The following is a 15,270-nucleotide window of genomic DNA, read 5'->3' as shown; positions in this document are numbered from 1 at the left end:
GGCGTACAAAAAACTATGTCACAACTGCAAACACAGCGAGAAGCTTGGTGATGTAGCGTCTGAAGAACCTCAAGGAAATCCAATGCAGATCAATTTTTGTTCATCGACGTTTTGGAGAATCTGGCATTAAAAAAGACCACTCAAATAAAAAAGATCGCTTACACAGCAAGCGATCTTTTTTATTGTCAGAATATGACTCGGTAATTTTATAACTTAGTGATTTCGATTCTAGGTAATTTAGCGAATCAAAGAGAGAATAAAACTTTTTCGACGCTATTCAGTTGCGCGAAGGTGTCCTATTTGACTTAGGCACTCACCTGCTCACCCGCAGCTTGAGAAGTTGTTTTGTTCAACGCACTCAACAAAGCTTGATCGACGACGTGATCAACGGAGACCACTTTAGCGCGCCCTTCGCGGAAATTTTTCTCTAATTCATTAATCGCCACAGAGAATGATTTCTCTTTTTGACTAGAGGTAAAAATAAACAGACTGCGCATAGGGCTAACCCAAGCGAGTCGAACTTTTTGTAGGCTGTCATCTAGCATACGGAATTGCACCCAAACGCCGCGCTCTAAATTCGCGACGGTTGCTACCGCATCTTCAATGGCTTGCTCAACCTTGGCGACTAAATCTTCTTCGCGAATGATGACGTCATTGAGTTCTGGCAGATAGAAATCAACTGGTTGCGCTTGCGCATCCACAGCTTGCGCTTCTGCTGCGAGTTGTTTGGCTTTTTCCTCTGCAGCGAGCTTCGCATCGGCCTTGGCTTTTTCCATCGCAAGGGCTACAAGTCGGGCTTTTTCCGCTTCTTCTGCTGCGGCCTTAGCTTTCGCTTCTGCTTCTGCCTTTGCTCTTTGTTCTAGACGACGCTCAGTGGCAATTTTGGCTGCCTCAACAGCGATTTCCATTTGTCGCTCTGGCGACAACTCAAGCGGAGCTCTAACGATTGAAGCATGACATTCGGCTAAGTCAGCGAAAAATTGAACGCGATCTGCATCTTCCCACTTGATGAGACTAAGCCATTTATTTAGTCGCGCCAAAATTCCCGGCAAACGATTAATCATATCTTGGCGTTGCGCCAAAGTGAATTTCGGTTTGATGCTCCAGATCAAATCATCCATCGTTTTGATAGCATCTTCGACTGCATGCGGTTTCTGATCTTGCACGCTATACGCCAAGGTCAGTACTTTTTTCCATCGATTCTCTAAGAAGGTTTCGACAAACGCCATCACTTCACCAGTCCCAATGCGCATCGAGACATCGTTGTTCGCAGAGATACTAGCCTGAACAAACTTCTCTCTTTGCAATGCCCGATTAATTGGCGCTTGCAAAGCTTCGATGGTAGCGGCTTCTTCTTTCTGGATGAAAGATTCAAGATCAGTGACAACCTCATCGAACAAACTGAGCTGTTGATCAAACTCATTTTGCACCCGCGCTACATTGCGCTGCATTTCCTGAAATAAAGGATCAGCTTGTCCTTTCGCTGGATCAAGCGCAGAACTGTATTTGGAGAGTAAATCAATTAAGCGACGCGCAGGATGCGAATCTTGAAAAAAGAAATCTTTATCGATCAACGCGGCTTTGAGCACTGGCACTTGCAGTGCACTAATCAAGTCTTTAATCGGATCAGCGATTTCTTGGTTGCTTAAGACACCATCAAACACATGCGACATCAAGTCAAAGGTATGTTTTTCAACACCGCTATGAAACATCGCTGGCATTTCTTGTCGCAAATGGGACAAACGCACGGCTTGCTGCGCACCAGACACGAGCTGGTGAATCGCCATATTTTTTTGTACGCCTGCAAGATACTGAAACAACTCGGAATTAGCTGGTTGAAAGCTAGCGGTACCAAGATTGTATGGAACAGTTCCAGCGCCTGTCGGCATGCCTTGCTGTTGTGACACTTGCGCATCAGCGCCAGGCGGCAGTCCTGACTGCGCTGAAAAATACTGCTCTAATTTTTTTGTAACTTCGTTTTTAACTGCTTCGCCTAATCTGGCAGCTTCGGCGCTTGCTTGTTTGCGCTTTAAACGATAAGTCTCTTGCAGGTCTGGCAGCACCCCACGCACCACCAATAATTCATTCAAACCGTGATACAGCGGCGTCAAATCAAAAATCAGATCACTTAATAAAGGCAATGCAAAATCATGCGCTGCTTTTTCTGGATTAAATTCGCACCACGCCGTATTTAAGGCTTGTAAAAACACTTCAGGTCGGAATGGATTCTGGCTCAAGTTTAAGGTCTCTAAACCTAATAAACTCGCAAGGCGCATATTTAATGCAGCCAAACTTTCTGCGTGCGTTAATTCTAGTGAACGACTGGCGCGGCTGATGCTCAGCTTCAAATCCATCTCTTCATAAGAGACTAAGGTCATTCCTTCATCAGAAATAGCGACTGGCTTTTTCTTATCATTGCTTCGTAAAGCAGCAACTTCGTTCTTTAAAATTTTCTCGATCGCACCCGAGCACAAATAATAGTAGGTGTAGGTGCTATTTTTTAATAGTTGCGCGCCGTGAAAATACAAATTGGCTTCTTTGGCATCACTCGATTCTTCTGATTTTACAAACAAGGCGTGTGATAAGCGCGCAGAAAAGGCATCGATTTGTGGCGTGATTAATTGATAGGCGTGCTGCAACAAAGCCTGCCAGGTGTCCAATTTTTCTAAAGGAATTGGCGCTACCGCATGAGGACTTTTATCTGCCTGCTTTTGATGTACCGGATTCATCGACATAAAAGTTTTTTTACAACACACACCTTAAAAGCTACTTCACTAAAAACAGCATGACCACAAAATCAACAACTGAGCGTCAGCTTCAGAAACAATATGTGAATTAGTCGCATCATTTGAAGGACTATATTCAATTAATTTCCACATGGAAATGTTCGAAACGCAATTCCGCTCATTTTTTAAGCATTTTTTTATGTTAGATCAGTTTTTCTTTGATTTTATTGTTTTTATTTTATGGTTACGCATGAAATTCTTGACTCAAAATAAATTCAATTAGAGCAAGCACTACTAAAGTAAATCAAGAATTAAGCTTCTGATAAGCTTGGATATCTCCACACTTGCACTCCCTTTGCTCTAAAATACGAGGTTTTCGAGGAACGCCAGCCTTCTCGTGCTTGCCACTCCTGCAATCTACCTTGCAAACTATTCTATGTCAAAGAAATTACCAACAAATGTCACACCTGCATCGTTCGAAAGTGCGATGGCTGAGCTTAGTGAATTGGTGTCGCAAATGGAGACTGGCCAACTACCATTAGAAGCTTCTGTAACGGCATACCAACGCGGTTCTGAATTAATTAAATACTGTGCCTCACAATTAGAAAAAGTAGAGCAACAAGTGAAAATTCTTGATGCTGGCATGCTCAAGCCGTTTAGCACAGACACTGGCGACACAAATGCCAACAATCAAAATAATCAAGAGAGCATTGCATGAGCGGACCATTCCAAACTTGGATGACCTCCACCCAAGCCGCAGTTGAAATCGCACTTACGCAATACTTACCAGCGCCTACACAACTGCCACAAAAACTGCATGAAGCGATGGCTTATGCAGTGCTCGACGGTGGGAAACGCGTACGCCCTCTATTAGTCTTCGCTGCGGGTAACTTATTTTCCGCACCAAATGAGCTCTTGTCTCGCGCAGCCTGTGCCGTCGAAATGATTCATGCTTACTCACTAGTACATGATGACATGCCTTGCATGGATGATGATGCACTTCGTCGTGGCAAACCAACCGTTCATAAGAAATATGATGAAGCAACGGCATTATTGGTTGGCGATGCCTTGCAAGCCCAAGCGTTTTTAGTACTGAGTGAAGCCCAAGCAGAAGCGGATCGCAAACTGCCAATGTTGCAATTATTGGCACATGCCTCAGGCTCATTGGGTATGTGCGGCGGTCAAGCGATTGACTTAGACAGTGTTGGAATCGCCCTCAATATCACCGAGTTAGAACAAATGCACAGACTCAAAACGGGTGCTTTACTACGCGCATCAGTTTTATTAGGTGCAATGAGCGGCAAACATTTAAGCGCGGTAGAAACAAGCGCGCTAGATGACTATGCGCGTGCGATAGGCTTAGCATTTCAAGTGGTCGATGATGTCTTGGATGCGACTGCCGATTCTGCAACCTTAGGTAAAACAGCGGGCAAAGACGCTGCCGATAATAAGCCTACCTATGTATCTTTATTAGGTTTAGAAGCGTCGCGCCAATTGGCACAAAAGCTATGCAGCGATGCCCATCAAGCCTTATCAATTTTCGGAGAGTCCGCCCAATATCTGCATGATTTAGCAGATCTCATCGTTCAGCGGAAAGCATAATAATGTCCCTACTTCATACGATTAATTCGCCAGCAGATTTACGCCAGCTTAACCGCAATCAATTAACTTCATTGGCAGATGAATTGCGCCAATACGTGATTGATTCTGTGTCAAAAACTGGTGGACATTTATCGTCTAATCTCGGCACAGTGGAACTGACGATCGCCTTACATTACGTATTTAATACTCCCGAAGATCGCTTGGTATGGGACGTCGGCCATCAAACCTATCCACACAAAATTCTGACCGGGCGTCGTGATCAGATGCATAGTCTGCGTCAGCTAGATGGCATCTCAGGCTTTCCGCGTCGGATCGAAAGTGAATACGATACCTTTGGTACTGCGCATTCTTCTACCTCGATTTCTGCAGCGCTTGGCATGGCCCTGGCAGCACGCACAAAAAATGAATCGCGTCATGCGGTGGCGATTATTGGAGATGGCTCAATGACAGCCGGTATGGCATTCGAAGCATTGAACAATGCAGGCGTGTACGACGATATCAATATGCTGGTGGTATTGAACGATAACGATATGTCGATTTCACCACCAGTTGGCGCATTAAACCGTTATCTGGCGCGCCTGATGTCCGGTAAATTTTATGCCGCCGCACGCAATGTTGGAAAGTCGGTATTGCCGCCGCCAATGTTGGAATTAGCACGCCGTTTTGAAGAACATGCCAAGGGCATGATCGTCCCTGCAACGATGTTTGAAGAATTTGGCTTTAACTATATCGGGCCTATTGATGGACATGATTTGGAATCCCTAATTCCGACATTGCAAAATATTAAAAACCTCAAAGGTCCGCAATTTTTGCACGTAGTCACGAAAAAGGGTCAAGGCTACAAGCTCGCGGAAGCCGATCCAATTTTGTATCACGGGCCTGGTAAGTTTAATCCAGCAGAAGGAATCAAACCTGCTGCTGCACCTGCCAAGAAAACCTACACACAAGTTTTTGGTGATTGGTTGTGCGATATGGCGGCAGTCGATGACAAATTGATCGGCATCACTCCCGCGATGCGCGAAGGCTCGGGCATGGTGGAATTTGAACAGCGTTTCCCACAACGCTATTACGACGTTGGCATTGCGGAACAGCATTCCGTGACCTTTGCGGGCGGCTTAGCGACCGAAGGCTTAAAACCTGTGGTGGCGATTTATTCGACCTTCTTGCAACGCGCTTATGATCAATTGATTCATGATGTCGCTTTACAGAATTTGGATGTTACCTTTGCCCTGGATCGCGCTGGTTTAGTCGGTGCCGATGGTGCGACCCATGCAGGCAATTATGATCTCGCCTACTTGCGTTGTATTCCGAATATGGTGGTGATGGCGGCAAGTGATGAGAATGAATGTCGACAAATGCTGACGACCGGGTATCACTATCCGGGTCCTGCGGCAATCCGCTATCCACGTGGCGCCGGCATAGGTGCCGCTATCAACAAAGAATTGACATCGCTACCAATCGGCAAAGCTGAAATGAAACGTCAAGGCAAGAAAGTAGCGATTCTCGCTTTTGGCTCTATGGTGCATCCATCTTTACTCGCTGCGGAAGCACTCGACGCAAGCTTGGTCAATATGCGTTTTATCAAGCCGATTGATACGGAGATGATCAAAGAAATGGCGGCCAGCCATGACGCCATTGTCACCGTCGAAGAAGGCTGCACGATGGGCGGTGCTGGTTCGGCAGTGGCAGAAGCTTTAGCACAAGCAGGGATAGCAAAACCCATGTTGATCTTAGGCTTGCCAGACAAGTTTGTCGATCACGGTGATCCTGCGCTGCTATTAGCACAATGTGGCTTGAACGCTGAAGGCATAGAGGCGTCGATTCGCCATCGTTTCTTCTAATGCTTTAATGATGCATTAATAATCCGATTCATCACAAAAAAAACCGCGCAATGATCTGACCCCAAAAAGAGCGTGGTTTTTTATTCGGTGATTTTTATGCTGCGAGTTTTATGCTGCTATTTTTTATTGCTCTACACATCTTGCTCGACCAAAGCAGCGCGAATATCTTCTCGAATAACTTCAAGGCAAGTTCTTTTGGATGAAATCGAAATTACTTCTGGCTTGCATCGGCCATTCTCTGATCTCAAGTGAAAGTCTAACCATCACTCCAAGGCCAAACGCAGCAAACTAGGTGTCTGCCCAGTCCAGCGCTTGAACGAGCGGCGGAAATTCGTCGCATCGTGAAAGCCGAGATAAGTGGCGACCCCTTCGTTATCCATTTCTTGAAAATGGAAAAGGTAGAGCGCCATGTGCGTGCGAACCTGATCTAGCTCTGCTTGAAAGTGCGTACCGTGTCTTGCAAGGTGCCGTTTGAAGGTGGCGATGCTACAATCAAAATGTTGTGCTGCTTTTTCTAAGCTCGGCGCGCAGCGTAGATTGAGGGCTAGGTAATCATACAATTGTGGAATGATGCTTTGCGCAGGTGCTTGATTTAATGCTGCAGTAGTCGCATGCATAATCGCGATATCGGCACTGACAGCATTTGTTCTTGGCCACGGCAAATCCAAATATTCAGCCGGAATGATCATCGCATCAAGATAACAATCGAAACGCAAATCGCGGCCTAGGTGGACTTGATGTTGTTCAATGTGTTGGGCGCGACTGCGATTGAAACAATAGCGCCAAGGCAGACGTTGTTCACTGAGCCAGCGGCACATTGCCGTCACAGCAGTCATATGCATTTCCACCAAAAACGGCAGCATCTCGGGTGCACCCCATTGATCCATCCAGTACAAGATCACTTGCCCATTTTCTTCTTTCAATCTCGGCGTCAAAAGTGGACACAAGTCTGTTCGAAACTGCACTAGAATTTGCAAAGCCTGACGTAAAGTCTGCGCATACAAGAGCGCTTGACTGGCACTGCCATAATGCCCAGGTAACATATGTTGACCGAGTATAAAACTCGTATCCTTGCTTTGCGACTGTCGAGCTAGATACTGCAGCAACTTTAAATACTGCTCCGGACTGATTTTGCGTTCTGGCCGTGTGAAGTCTTCCCCATCCAACTTGCTTGCCTTGCGCGCTCCGACCAAATCCACTTCCAAACGCTGGGCACTTTGCCACGCCAGCATGGCATGATGCTGGGCTAACAAACAAGGATCACTGCAAAAAAAATAGGCCATTTGATAAGGGGCGATTCAGCTAAACACCGCTGTTCGCGACATGCCTGCAAGTGCTTCTGTTTCTTCGCTGTGCTGTGCGACCGGATCGAGTGGATCAAGTCGGACTAATAGCTCGTCAAGTTGCACGACCGCCTCGCTACAAACAGCACGCAATGTAATTGGCACTTGACGAGTCTGCGTGTAAAAGTGCATCTGCGCTACCATCGCACATAAATGATCGACTTTTTTCTGTGCAGAATCTAGCGTGGTTGATGGCATGTAAATCGCAAATCGATCGCCAGCGTAGCGACATAACACATCTTGATTCGACAAATTCAGTAACAGCATATGCGCCACCGCTTGCAATGCTCTGTCACCTTCTTCTACGCCACAATCACGATTTAGGAGATGGAAGGAATTGATATCCAACAGCGCAACACAATTCGAGACATCAGAATGGCGTCCCTGCTCCATCGCAATTAGACGACGAAGATAAGTCGCATCGACCAATTGTGTCACACGATCAAACGCCAAATGATCGCGAAACAGGCGTTCACGTTTTTGTAAATGCAGATTCAAGGAGAACTGTTCATGTCGCCAAAAATATAAACCAGCCGTCAAGATCAACATACCACCCAAGGTGAATCCGGCCTCCAGCCAATGATCCCACATCTGCTCTTTACCGACGCGATAAAACTCATCCATGCAATCAGCCCAAGCACCAAGCATGATCAAGCCCATGCCCGCCGCTAATAAATAGGTGACTTTGCCTCGTGGTCTACTGCTGAGCGTCATCAGTAACCACAGGCCTGCCATGACAGCAGTACCACCTTCGGCGATCACGTCTAGCCATTGAATTGACTCAAATGGCTTTGCTATGCCGATCGTGCTAAACGCAGTCAAGGTAAGCAAGAGAGCAAATGCAAAAAGTAAAAGTGGTGTTTTGTGAAGTGAAAGCATGATGGCCCGCGCAATTAATAGATCCAGACTGGACAGTGCGCGCGAGACTAAACGGCTTACATGACAAGAAAATGACAATTACCGATATTTTCCAAAAACTGGAAATGCGAGATGTGAAAAACAACACAGGTGCAAACAGCTCACAGAAAGTTGAGAATCGTGTGTGCACGGCTGGATTTACACGGCTTGTTTTCATTCGCTAGATAGATAATAAGGTGTGGGAATGCCGGGTCTAGTAGAACCGCTTAATCCCTAGAAAAGTGAGTTCGCGTGCAATGTGCAAGATGCACATGTATCGTGCCGTGCGGTCATTTAAGCTCATCACCTGCATCAATTACTCAATAAAGATAGCAAAACGAGCCGCTCTGAGAGCAGCCCAAAATCTCTGTAACGCGACTGACATATTTGACTTCTAGACTGCGGGCTTTTCCATCGTCAACCCAGCCCGATACATCATGACACACACAACGCACCAAGCTCGCAACACGCAACTTCATAACGTGAAGGCCACTTCTAACGCAGTCAATTTGTGCAAACTCAGCGCCATCACGTTTGGCGTCTTATGCATGATGCAAGCGCAAGCACAGACACAAACACAAACGACTATGGGTGGCAGTATCGCCCTCGAACCGCAAAGTGTGACAATCACTGGTCAACGTGCCAGTATGCGTAAAGCGTTAGAAATACAAGAAAAAGCCGACAACATCGTCAGCGTCATTAGCAGCGACGACATCGGTGCATTACCAGACAAGAACGCAGCGGAAGCATTAGCGCGCTTACCTGGCGTCTCAGTGCAACGCGATCAAGGTGAAGGACGCTATATCACCGTGCGTGGCTTAGGTCCTGATCTAAATGCCATCACCATCAATGGTGCTCTAGTCCCTTCACCAGAAGCAAGCCGCCGCGCAGTCGCACTCGACGTGCTGCCTTCCGGCATCATCCGCACACTCGAAGTCATCAAAACATTGCGTCCAGATATGGATGCCAATTCACTCGGTGCCACGGTCGAGGTGAAAGCACTCACTGGCTTCGACTTACCAAAACAAGTGATGTCATTGAATGCGGGTGTCAGCTATGACGAAAACATCAAAAAAACTAGTCCAAACGTCGGGCTCTTATTTGCCGATCGTCTGCTTGATGGCAAGTTTGGTATTGCCGCAGGTTTAAGTATGGAAAAGCGTGAATTCGGTTCCGATAATTTGGAGACTGGCGGCGCATGGAGCAATGGTCGTTTGTCTGGCCTCGAATTGCGCGACTATTTGCCAGTGCGTGAACGTCAAGCACTGGCGCTCAATTTAGATTGGCGGCCAAATGCGGAAAGCAGCTATTTCATGCGTAGTTTTGTAAGCAAATTTAGCGACGACGAAATACGTGATCGCCTGACCGTGAGTAATGTCAGCGGCGGTGCCTTAACTGAAGGTGTGCCTGCCACCGCACGATTAGAACGGCGTCTGCGTCAACGCAAGTACACGCAAGGAATTAACTCATTCTCATTAGGCACTGAACAGCATGTTCAAGGTTGGAAGCTTGAAGCGAATATTGCGCAAAGCACGGCATCTGACGACACGCCAGATGCCTTAAACGATGCACGCTTCCGTGGCACATCCAACTTCAATGACATCAGTTTCACGCAAACCAATTTACCGAAACTCAATGCGCCAGCCAGCGCCTACGACCCTAGCAAATTCGCCTTGAATGCCTTGACCTTTCAGACTCGTTTTTCTGATGACAAAGAACACCATGCACGCGTTGATCTCGGCAAAACTTTCGATCTCGGCGATTGGGATGCAAAATTAAAATTCGGTCTCAAAACCAGTCAGCGCAATAAGAAAAATGACACAGATCAATTCGCATTTAGTAGCAGTACAAGCGCAGCGAATTACTGGGGTGCGGGTGCAACTTCGATGTCGTCTTTTGTTGGGCAAGAAGTCGATTATCCGCTAGGACGCATAGGCTCAAGATTAGACCCTGTGGCATTACGTGCCCGCGTCGCGGGTGCTAATCGCGCCGCAGCTCGCTCGACTGTCGAGTCCGCGATCAATGATTTCTCTATGGATGAAAACATCGACGCAGCCTATATCCAAAACGGTTTTCATTTTGAAAATATGAGCTTCTTGTTGGGCACGCGTTTGGAACAAACGAAATTCGACGCTTCGGGAAATAAAATTGTTGCTGGCGTCAGCACACCAAACCAAAGTTCGCGCTCCTACAATAATTGGTTGCCGACACTACAAGGCCGTTACGACGTCGATGCTAAAACCAGCTTGCGTGCTGCGTGGACAAATGCCGTGGTTCGTGCCAATTTTAGCCAATTGGCACCAGGCGTTAATTTAATCAGTAGTACCGAAGCACAAATTGGCAATCCATTGCTCAATCCTATGAAAGCGAGCAACCTCGACTTTGGTATCGAACGTCGCTCGCAAGACGATGGCAGTGTATCGGCCTATCTATTTCATAAAGATATCAAGAACTTCACTTACACCACCAATCTAGCGGGCACGGCACCGTGGACTGGCTACACCACAGCGATCAGTTATGCCAACGGTGACAAAGCCAAAGTTCAGGGTATCGAACTCGGCTATAGCCAATCTTTACGCATGTTACCGGCACCGTTCAATCATTTGATTTTCTCTGCTAACCTGAGCTTGAGTAAGTCCGACGCCAGCATTAGACGTTTCGACAAAGCCAGCAATAGCTACAAAACTCGTAGCATACAATTGCCAGGCCAATCGGACCGCGTTGGCAATCTGATGTTGGGTTACGAAGATGGCGCGATCAGTACACGCTTGGCTCTCAACTATAAATCGCCGTATTTGTTAGAAGTCGGATCAGACATCTTGGCAGCCGATCAGGATCGAATGGTTGACACACAAAAGCAACTCGATTTTTCCTTGTCTTACCAAATCAATCGTCGCTATCAAGTCGTGTTTGAAGCGAACAATTTGAACAATGAAATCTACTATGTGTATTTGGGGAATAAGTCACTCAACGCACAATATGAACAATATGGTCGCACCTACAAGGCGAGTTTGAAGATCAATTTCTAAACGGCTTTCGTAAATGAGCCTTGGCCTATTCGCAGGTGAATCTGGAATAGGCCATCAACACTATTACTGATTAAAGTATATCTATGCAAAATTTAAATTCTTCTCAAACAAAATGGCTGCGCGCTATGCAAGTCAGTGTGTTGTTCGGACTAGTTCTGACTAGCAGCATCGTAAGTGCAAACCCAAACCCACAGCCAAAACAGCTACCAGATTTTGTTAAATCCTCTGTCGATTTTCGACCACTCAACAACGGTGATTGGTTAATCCTAGACAAAAAAGCCTTACGCTTAGTATCTCCATCGGGTGTGGAGCGCACTGCCATGAAAGTGCGTGCCAAACAGTTTGATGTACGTGAGAATGCTGATCACGCTTTAGCCGTTTTGATCGATAGCGATACACAAAATGCCTTGCCGATTCGAATTCAACAAGGGCAATTTCAATTACAAACCAAGCTACCCGCAGCCACCACTGCGCTCGATGCAAACTGCCTGTATCGCGATCAACAGCAACTCATGCACCTATTCTTGATTGCAAAAAGTGGGCATGCACAACAGTGGATACTAGAAGGCGATCAGCCGCGTTTAGTCCGTAATCTAGCACTCCCAGCGAATGCCAAATCCTGTGAGGTCGACGATCAAACGGAAACTTTGTACGTTAACGAAGAAGATTTTGGTGTCTGGGCTTACTCCGCACAATCCGAAAACAGCGGCACACGCCAAGCCGTACAATTGCGCCAGCCTTATGGTCGACTGCAGCAAGGGGCTCATGCGATGCATGTCTTTTCAGGTGGAGTCGCCGTCTTGGATGAAGCTGGAAAGAACATTTTCTTGTCTACAGCTACAAAACAAGATTGGAAAATTACAAAGCAATTTTCCAAGAAAACAAATGCAGCGTGGCCGCAACAAACAGGCTCCTTGCGCACGCTTGATACAGACAACAAAACAAACTTCTACCTACGCGATGACAGCAAAAAAGCTTGGATGCAGATAGCTAGCTTGCCGCGCAAAAAAGACGCTCCGCAGGAGTCGATTCCTGTATTGATTCCACAAGTACAAACCGAGGAAATGAGTCGCCTCGGCGACGCAGCGGATGATCCTGCAATCTGGCGTCATCCAACAGATAGCCAACTCAGCCGCATTCTTGGCACGAATAAAAAACAGGGATTGCTAGTCTATGATATGCAGGGGAAGCAAACCCAACTATTGGAAGTCGGTCGTCTGAACAACGTCGATGTGCGTCAACAAATCCAGTGGCAAGATGGTGTCAGTGATATCGCCATCGCCACCCAACGCGACGACTACAGCTTGGTTCTCTTTGACATCGATGGCAATGGCACATTGCGAGAAGCTGGCCGCATTGCGACGGGATTAAAAAATATTTATGGCACTTGTTTATATCAGCCTAGCCGCGGCGGTCTCGAAGCTTTTGTGAACGATAAAGACGGTGTAGTCCAACACTGGCGCATCGAGAGAAAGAACGGCAAATACCAAGGCACACAACTACGTCAATTGAAACTTGCGACGCAACCTGAAGGCTGCGTCGTGGACGACAAAACTGCGCGTCTGTTTATCGGTGAAGAAAAGCGTGGTGTATGGTTGACCAATGCAGACGCGGCGCAAGCTAGCCCACTGAAACTAATCGCCAAAGTCGGACAACATTTGCATGCGGATGTCGAAGGTCTGGCTCTGTATCACGGTCAGCAAGAAACTTATCTTGTCGTATCCAGCCAAGGTGATAATAGTTATGTGATCTATGACGCACAAGCACCGTATTCTTATCGAGGTAAATTTCGTATCGGCTTGAACCTTGCAAAAGGCATCGATGGCAGTTCCGAGACGGATGGACTAGAAGTCAGTTCAGCCAGCTTCGGTGCGGGATATAACAAGGGCATTATGATCGTACAAGATGGTCATAAGCACCTGCCAGATGGAGCGCAAAACTTCAAATACATAGACTGGCAACAAATTGCCTTGGCACTTAAACTTGTGGACTAATTCGTCTTTCGCTGTACTTTGCCCCCGCTCAAGTTCGGGGGCAAAAAATCTCTTTCGCTGATCATGCAAACCTAGCGATGCTCGACAGCATGCGAATCAGGCAAAAGGTCGAAGGAGGTGCTTAGCTTCGCGACCTCATTGCATAGAATGCAGACCTATCATATTACCTTCGGTATCCACCACCATAGCAATAAATCCATGCTCACCGATCGCCATCTTGCCTTTAAATATCGTTCCTCCATTTTGAGCAGCTCGCTCGGCTTCGACTGCACAATCGTCGCACGAAAAGTAGACTAATGTGCTACCACCCGATGGGCAATCAGGCATTTTCACCAAAGCACCGGATGCACCGTAATCTTCCATCGACATCGGAAATGTCAACATTTCCATCTCAGCAAAGCCCTCGGGATCAGGATTAGGAAGGGGCGTCAATTCAGTTTGAAATACGGCTTCATAAAAGCGTTTTGCACGTGGCATGTCCTGAACGTAAATCTCGAACCAACCGACTGGATTATTTTTCATGGTAAAGCTCCTATTCTATTTAACAGTGAATGCGGCTAAGGAACAGCGGAGGAAACATCAGGGTCCAACGAGGACATCTGCAATGCCTCAAACCCATATATCTAAAAAAAGAAAAATTGCAAAGCAAATGTGCCATAAAAGACACTGAGAAGGCAAGTAAAGAGTCGATCAGGTAGTGTACCAATTAGCCGCTCAAAGACGACAGTCAAGGCTCTAGACCCTCATAGCAAACCGATTGCGTGCCTTTACTCAGAAATCTCTCCACTGGATTGACGACGGGCTTCCATGCAAAGTCTTTCGTTTATGTGTATCGTAATGTGCGTAAGCAAATCATCGCTTTCAACAACTCATGCGTACAATCCCAACAACGGCTAGGAGAGTAAGAATGTCACAAAAATTTCCACAACAAAGTGCCAAAGATTTTCACCCAGAAGTTTTAAAACTATTTGATCAATACGTGCATGGTGGAATTAGTCGTCGCGGCTTTTTAAGTTCCGCTGGTAAGTATGCAGCGGGCGCGATGACCGCCGAAGGATTGTTGCTTGCATTAAGCCCCAACTTCGCAATGGCACAGCAAATAAGTCCCGATGATGCACGTTTGCTTGCAACCTATGTTGAATATCCATCACCGAACGGTTACGGTACTTTGCGTGGCTATTTAGTCAAACCTGCGAATGCGAAAGGCCCTTTACCAACGGTGTTGGTGGTACATGAAAATCGCGGTTTGAACCCGCATATCGAAGATGTTGCACGTCGTCTCGCCTTAGAAAATTTTATCGCTTTCGCACCGGATGCCCTGTTCCCACTCGGTGGCTATCCAGGCAGCGAAGATAAAGCACGCGAGTTATTCCCGAAACTAGATCAAGCAAAAACGCGAGAAGACTTCATCACTGCTACTGGCATCTTAAAAACCATTGCAGGTGGCAACGGTAAAGTGGGTGTCGTTGGTTTTTGTTACGGAGGTGCGATCGCCAACTTCCTAGCGACTAAGATTCCTGAACTGGCGGCGGCAGTACCCTTCTATGGCGGCGCACCCGCTTTAGAAGCCGTACCAAATATCAAAGCCGAGATCTTGGTTCATCACGCTAGCAAAGACACGCGTTTGGTAGCAGGCTGGCCTAAACATGAAGAAGCCTTGAAAGCGGCTGGCATCAAATACCAAGGCTTTGTCTATGAAGGTGTAGAGCATGGCTTTAACAACGACACGACGCCGCGCTACGATCAAGCAGCCGCAAGCTTGGCGTGGTCGAGAACCTTAGAATTATTTAATCGCACTTTACGTAATTAATGCTGAATTCAGTTTATTGAATAGTGCC

10 protein-coding genes are annotated in these 15,270 nt (G+C 46.8%); 6 read left to right on the top strand and 4 right to left on the bottom strand.

The features are described from left to right. Positions 1-305 precede the first annotated feature (305 nt). Positions 306-2,735, bottom strand: a complete 2,430-nt coding sequence (locus tag IE103_RS16465; protein ID WP_189347260.1) for a DUF1631 family protein — start codon at positions 2,733-2,735, stop codon at positions 306-308. 427 nt (positions 2,736-3,162) lie between these two features. Here IE103_RS16465 and IE103_RS16460 point away from each other — a divergent pair, with 427 nt between their 5' ends. The 3 genes from IE103_RS16460 to dxs are packed head-to-tail and all read left to right on the top strand — an operon-like array spanning position 3,163 to position 6,169. Next, complete coding sequence (locus tag IE103_RS16460; protein WP_189347258.1) at positions 3,163-3,444, top strand: exodeoxyribonuclease VII small subunit; 282 nt, start codon at positions 3,163-3,165, stop codon at positions 3,442-3,444. Next, positions 3,441-4,328 (top strand): polyprenyl synthetase family protein, encoded by an 888-nt coding sequence (locus IE103_RS16455; RefSeq protein WP_189347256.1) that lies wholly within the window; start codon positions 3,441-3,443, stop codon positions 4,326-4,328. Before IE103_RS16460 ends, IE103_RS16455 begins: the two co-directional genes overlap by 4 nt. Before the next feature lie 2 nt (positions 4,329-4,330). Then, positions 4,331-6,169 (top strand): 1-deoxy-D-xylulose-5-phosphate synthase, encoded by a 1,839-nt coding sequence (dxs, locus tag IE103_RS16450; RefSeq protein WP_189347253.1) that lies wholly within the window; start codon positions 4,331-4,333, stop codon positions 6,167-6,169. Between the two features lie 263 nt (positions 6,170-6,432). On the opposite strand, the gene IE103_RS16445 is transcribed toward dxs, so the two are convergent. Further along, entirely contained in the window at positions 6,433-7,422 is a 990-nt protein-coding gene (locus tag IE103_RS16445; protein ID WP_229827328.1) for an AraC family transcriptional regulator, read from the bottom strand. Positions 7,423-7,467: 45 nt separating this feature from the next. Beyond that, positions 7,468-8,391: a GGDEF domain-containing protein gene (locus IE103_RS16440; RefSeq protein ID WP_189347250.1), complete on the bottom strand. Its 924-nt coding sequence runs from the start codon at positions 8,389-8,391 to the stop codon at positions 7,468-7,470. Positions 8,392-8,846: 455 nt separating this feature from the next. Here IE103_RS16440 and IE103_RS16435 point away from each other — a divergent pair, with 455 nt between their 5' ends. Together IE103_RS16435 and IE103_RS16430 are read left to right on the top strand one after the other, a co-directional pair. Continuing rightward, the gene (locus IE103_RS16435) at positions 8,847-11,438 is read left to right on the top strand and encodes a TonB-dependent receptor (RefSeq protein ID WP_189347248.1); all 2,592 of its coding nucleotides are present in this window, start codon (positions 8,847-8,849) and stop codon (positions 11,436-11,438) included. Between the two features lie 83 nt (positions 11,439-11,521). After that, the gene (locus IE103_RS16430; protein ID WP_189347245.1) at positions 11,522-13,432 is read left to right on the top strand and encodes a phytase; all 1,911 of its coding nucleotides are present in this window, start codon (positions 11,522-11,524) and stop codon (positions 13,430-13,432) included. A gap of 135 nt (positions 13,433-13,567) precedes the next feature. On the opposite strand, the gene IE103_RS16425 is transcribed toward IE103_RS16430, so the two are convergent. Continuing rightward, positions 13,568-13,954 (bottom strand): VOC family protein, encoded by a 387-nt coding sequence (locus IE103_RS16425; protein WP_189347244.1) that lies wholly within the window; start codon positions 13,952-13,954, stop codon positions 13,568-13,570. A 385-nt stretch (positions 13,955-14,339) separates the two neighbouring features. Between IE103_RS16425 and IE103_RS16420 the strand changes: the two genes are divergently transcribed. Beyond that, positions 14,340-15,242, top strand: coding sequence for a dienelactone hydrolase family protein (locus IE103_RS16420; protein WP_189347242.1), 903 nt, complete (start codon positions 14,340-14,342; stop codon positions 15,240-15,242). Positions 15,243-15,270: the final 28 nt, after the last annotated feature.

This window comes from Affinundibacterium macrobrachii (assembly GCF_014652415.1).
Lineage (GTDB): Bacteria > Pseudomonadota > Gammaproteobacteria > Burkholderiales > Burkholderiaceae_D > Undibacterium > Undibacterium macrobrachii.
Note: the sequence above shows the minus strand (reverse complement) of the source record. Positions and strands in the feature narration are given on the sequence as shown.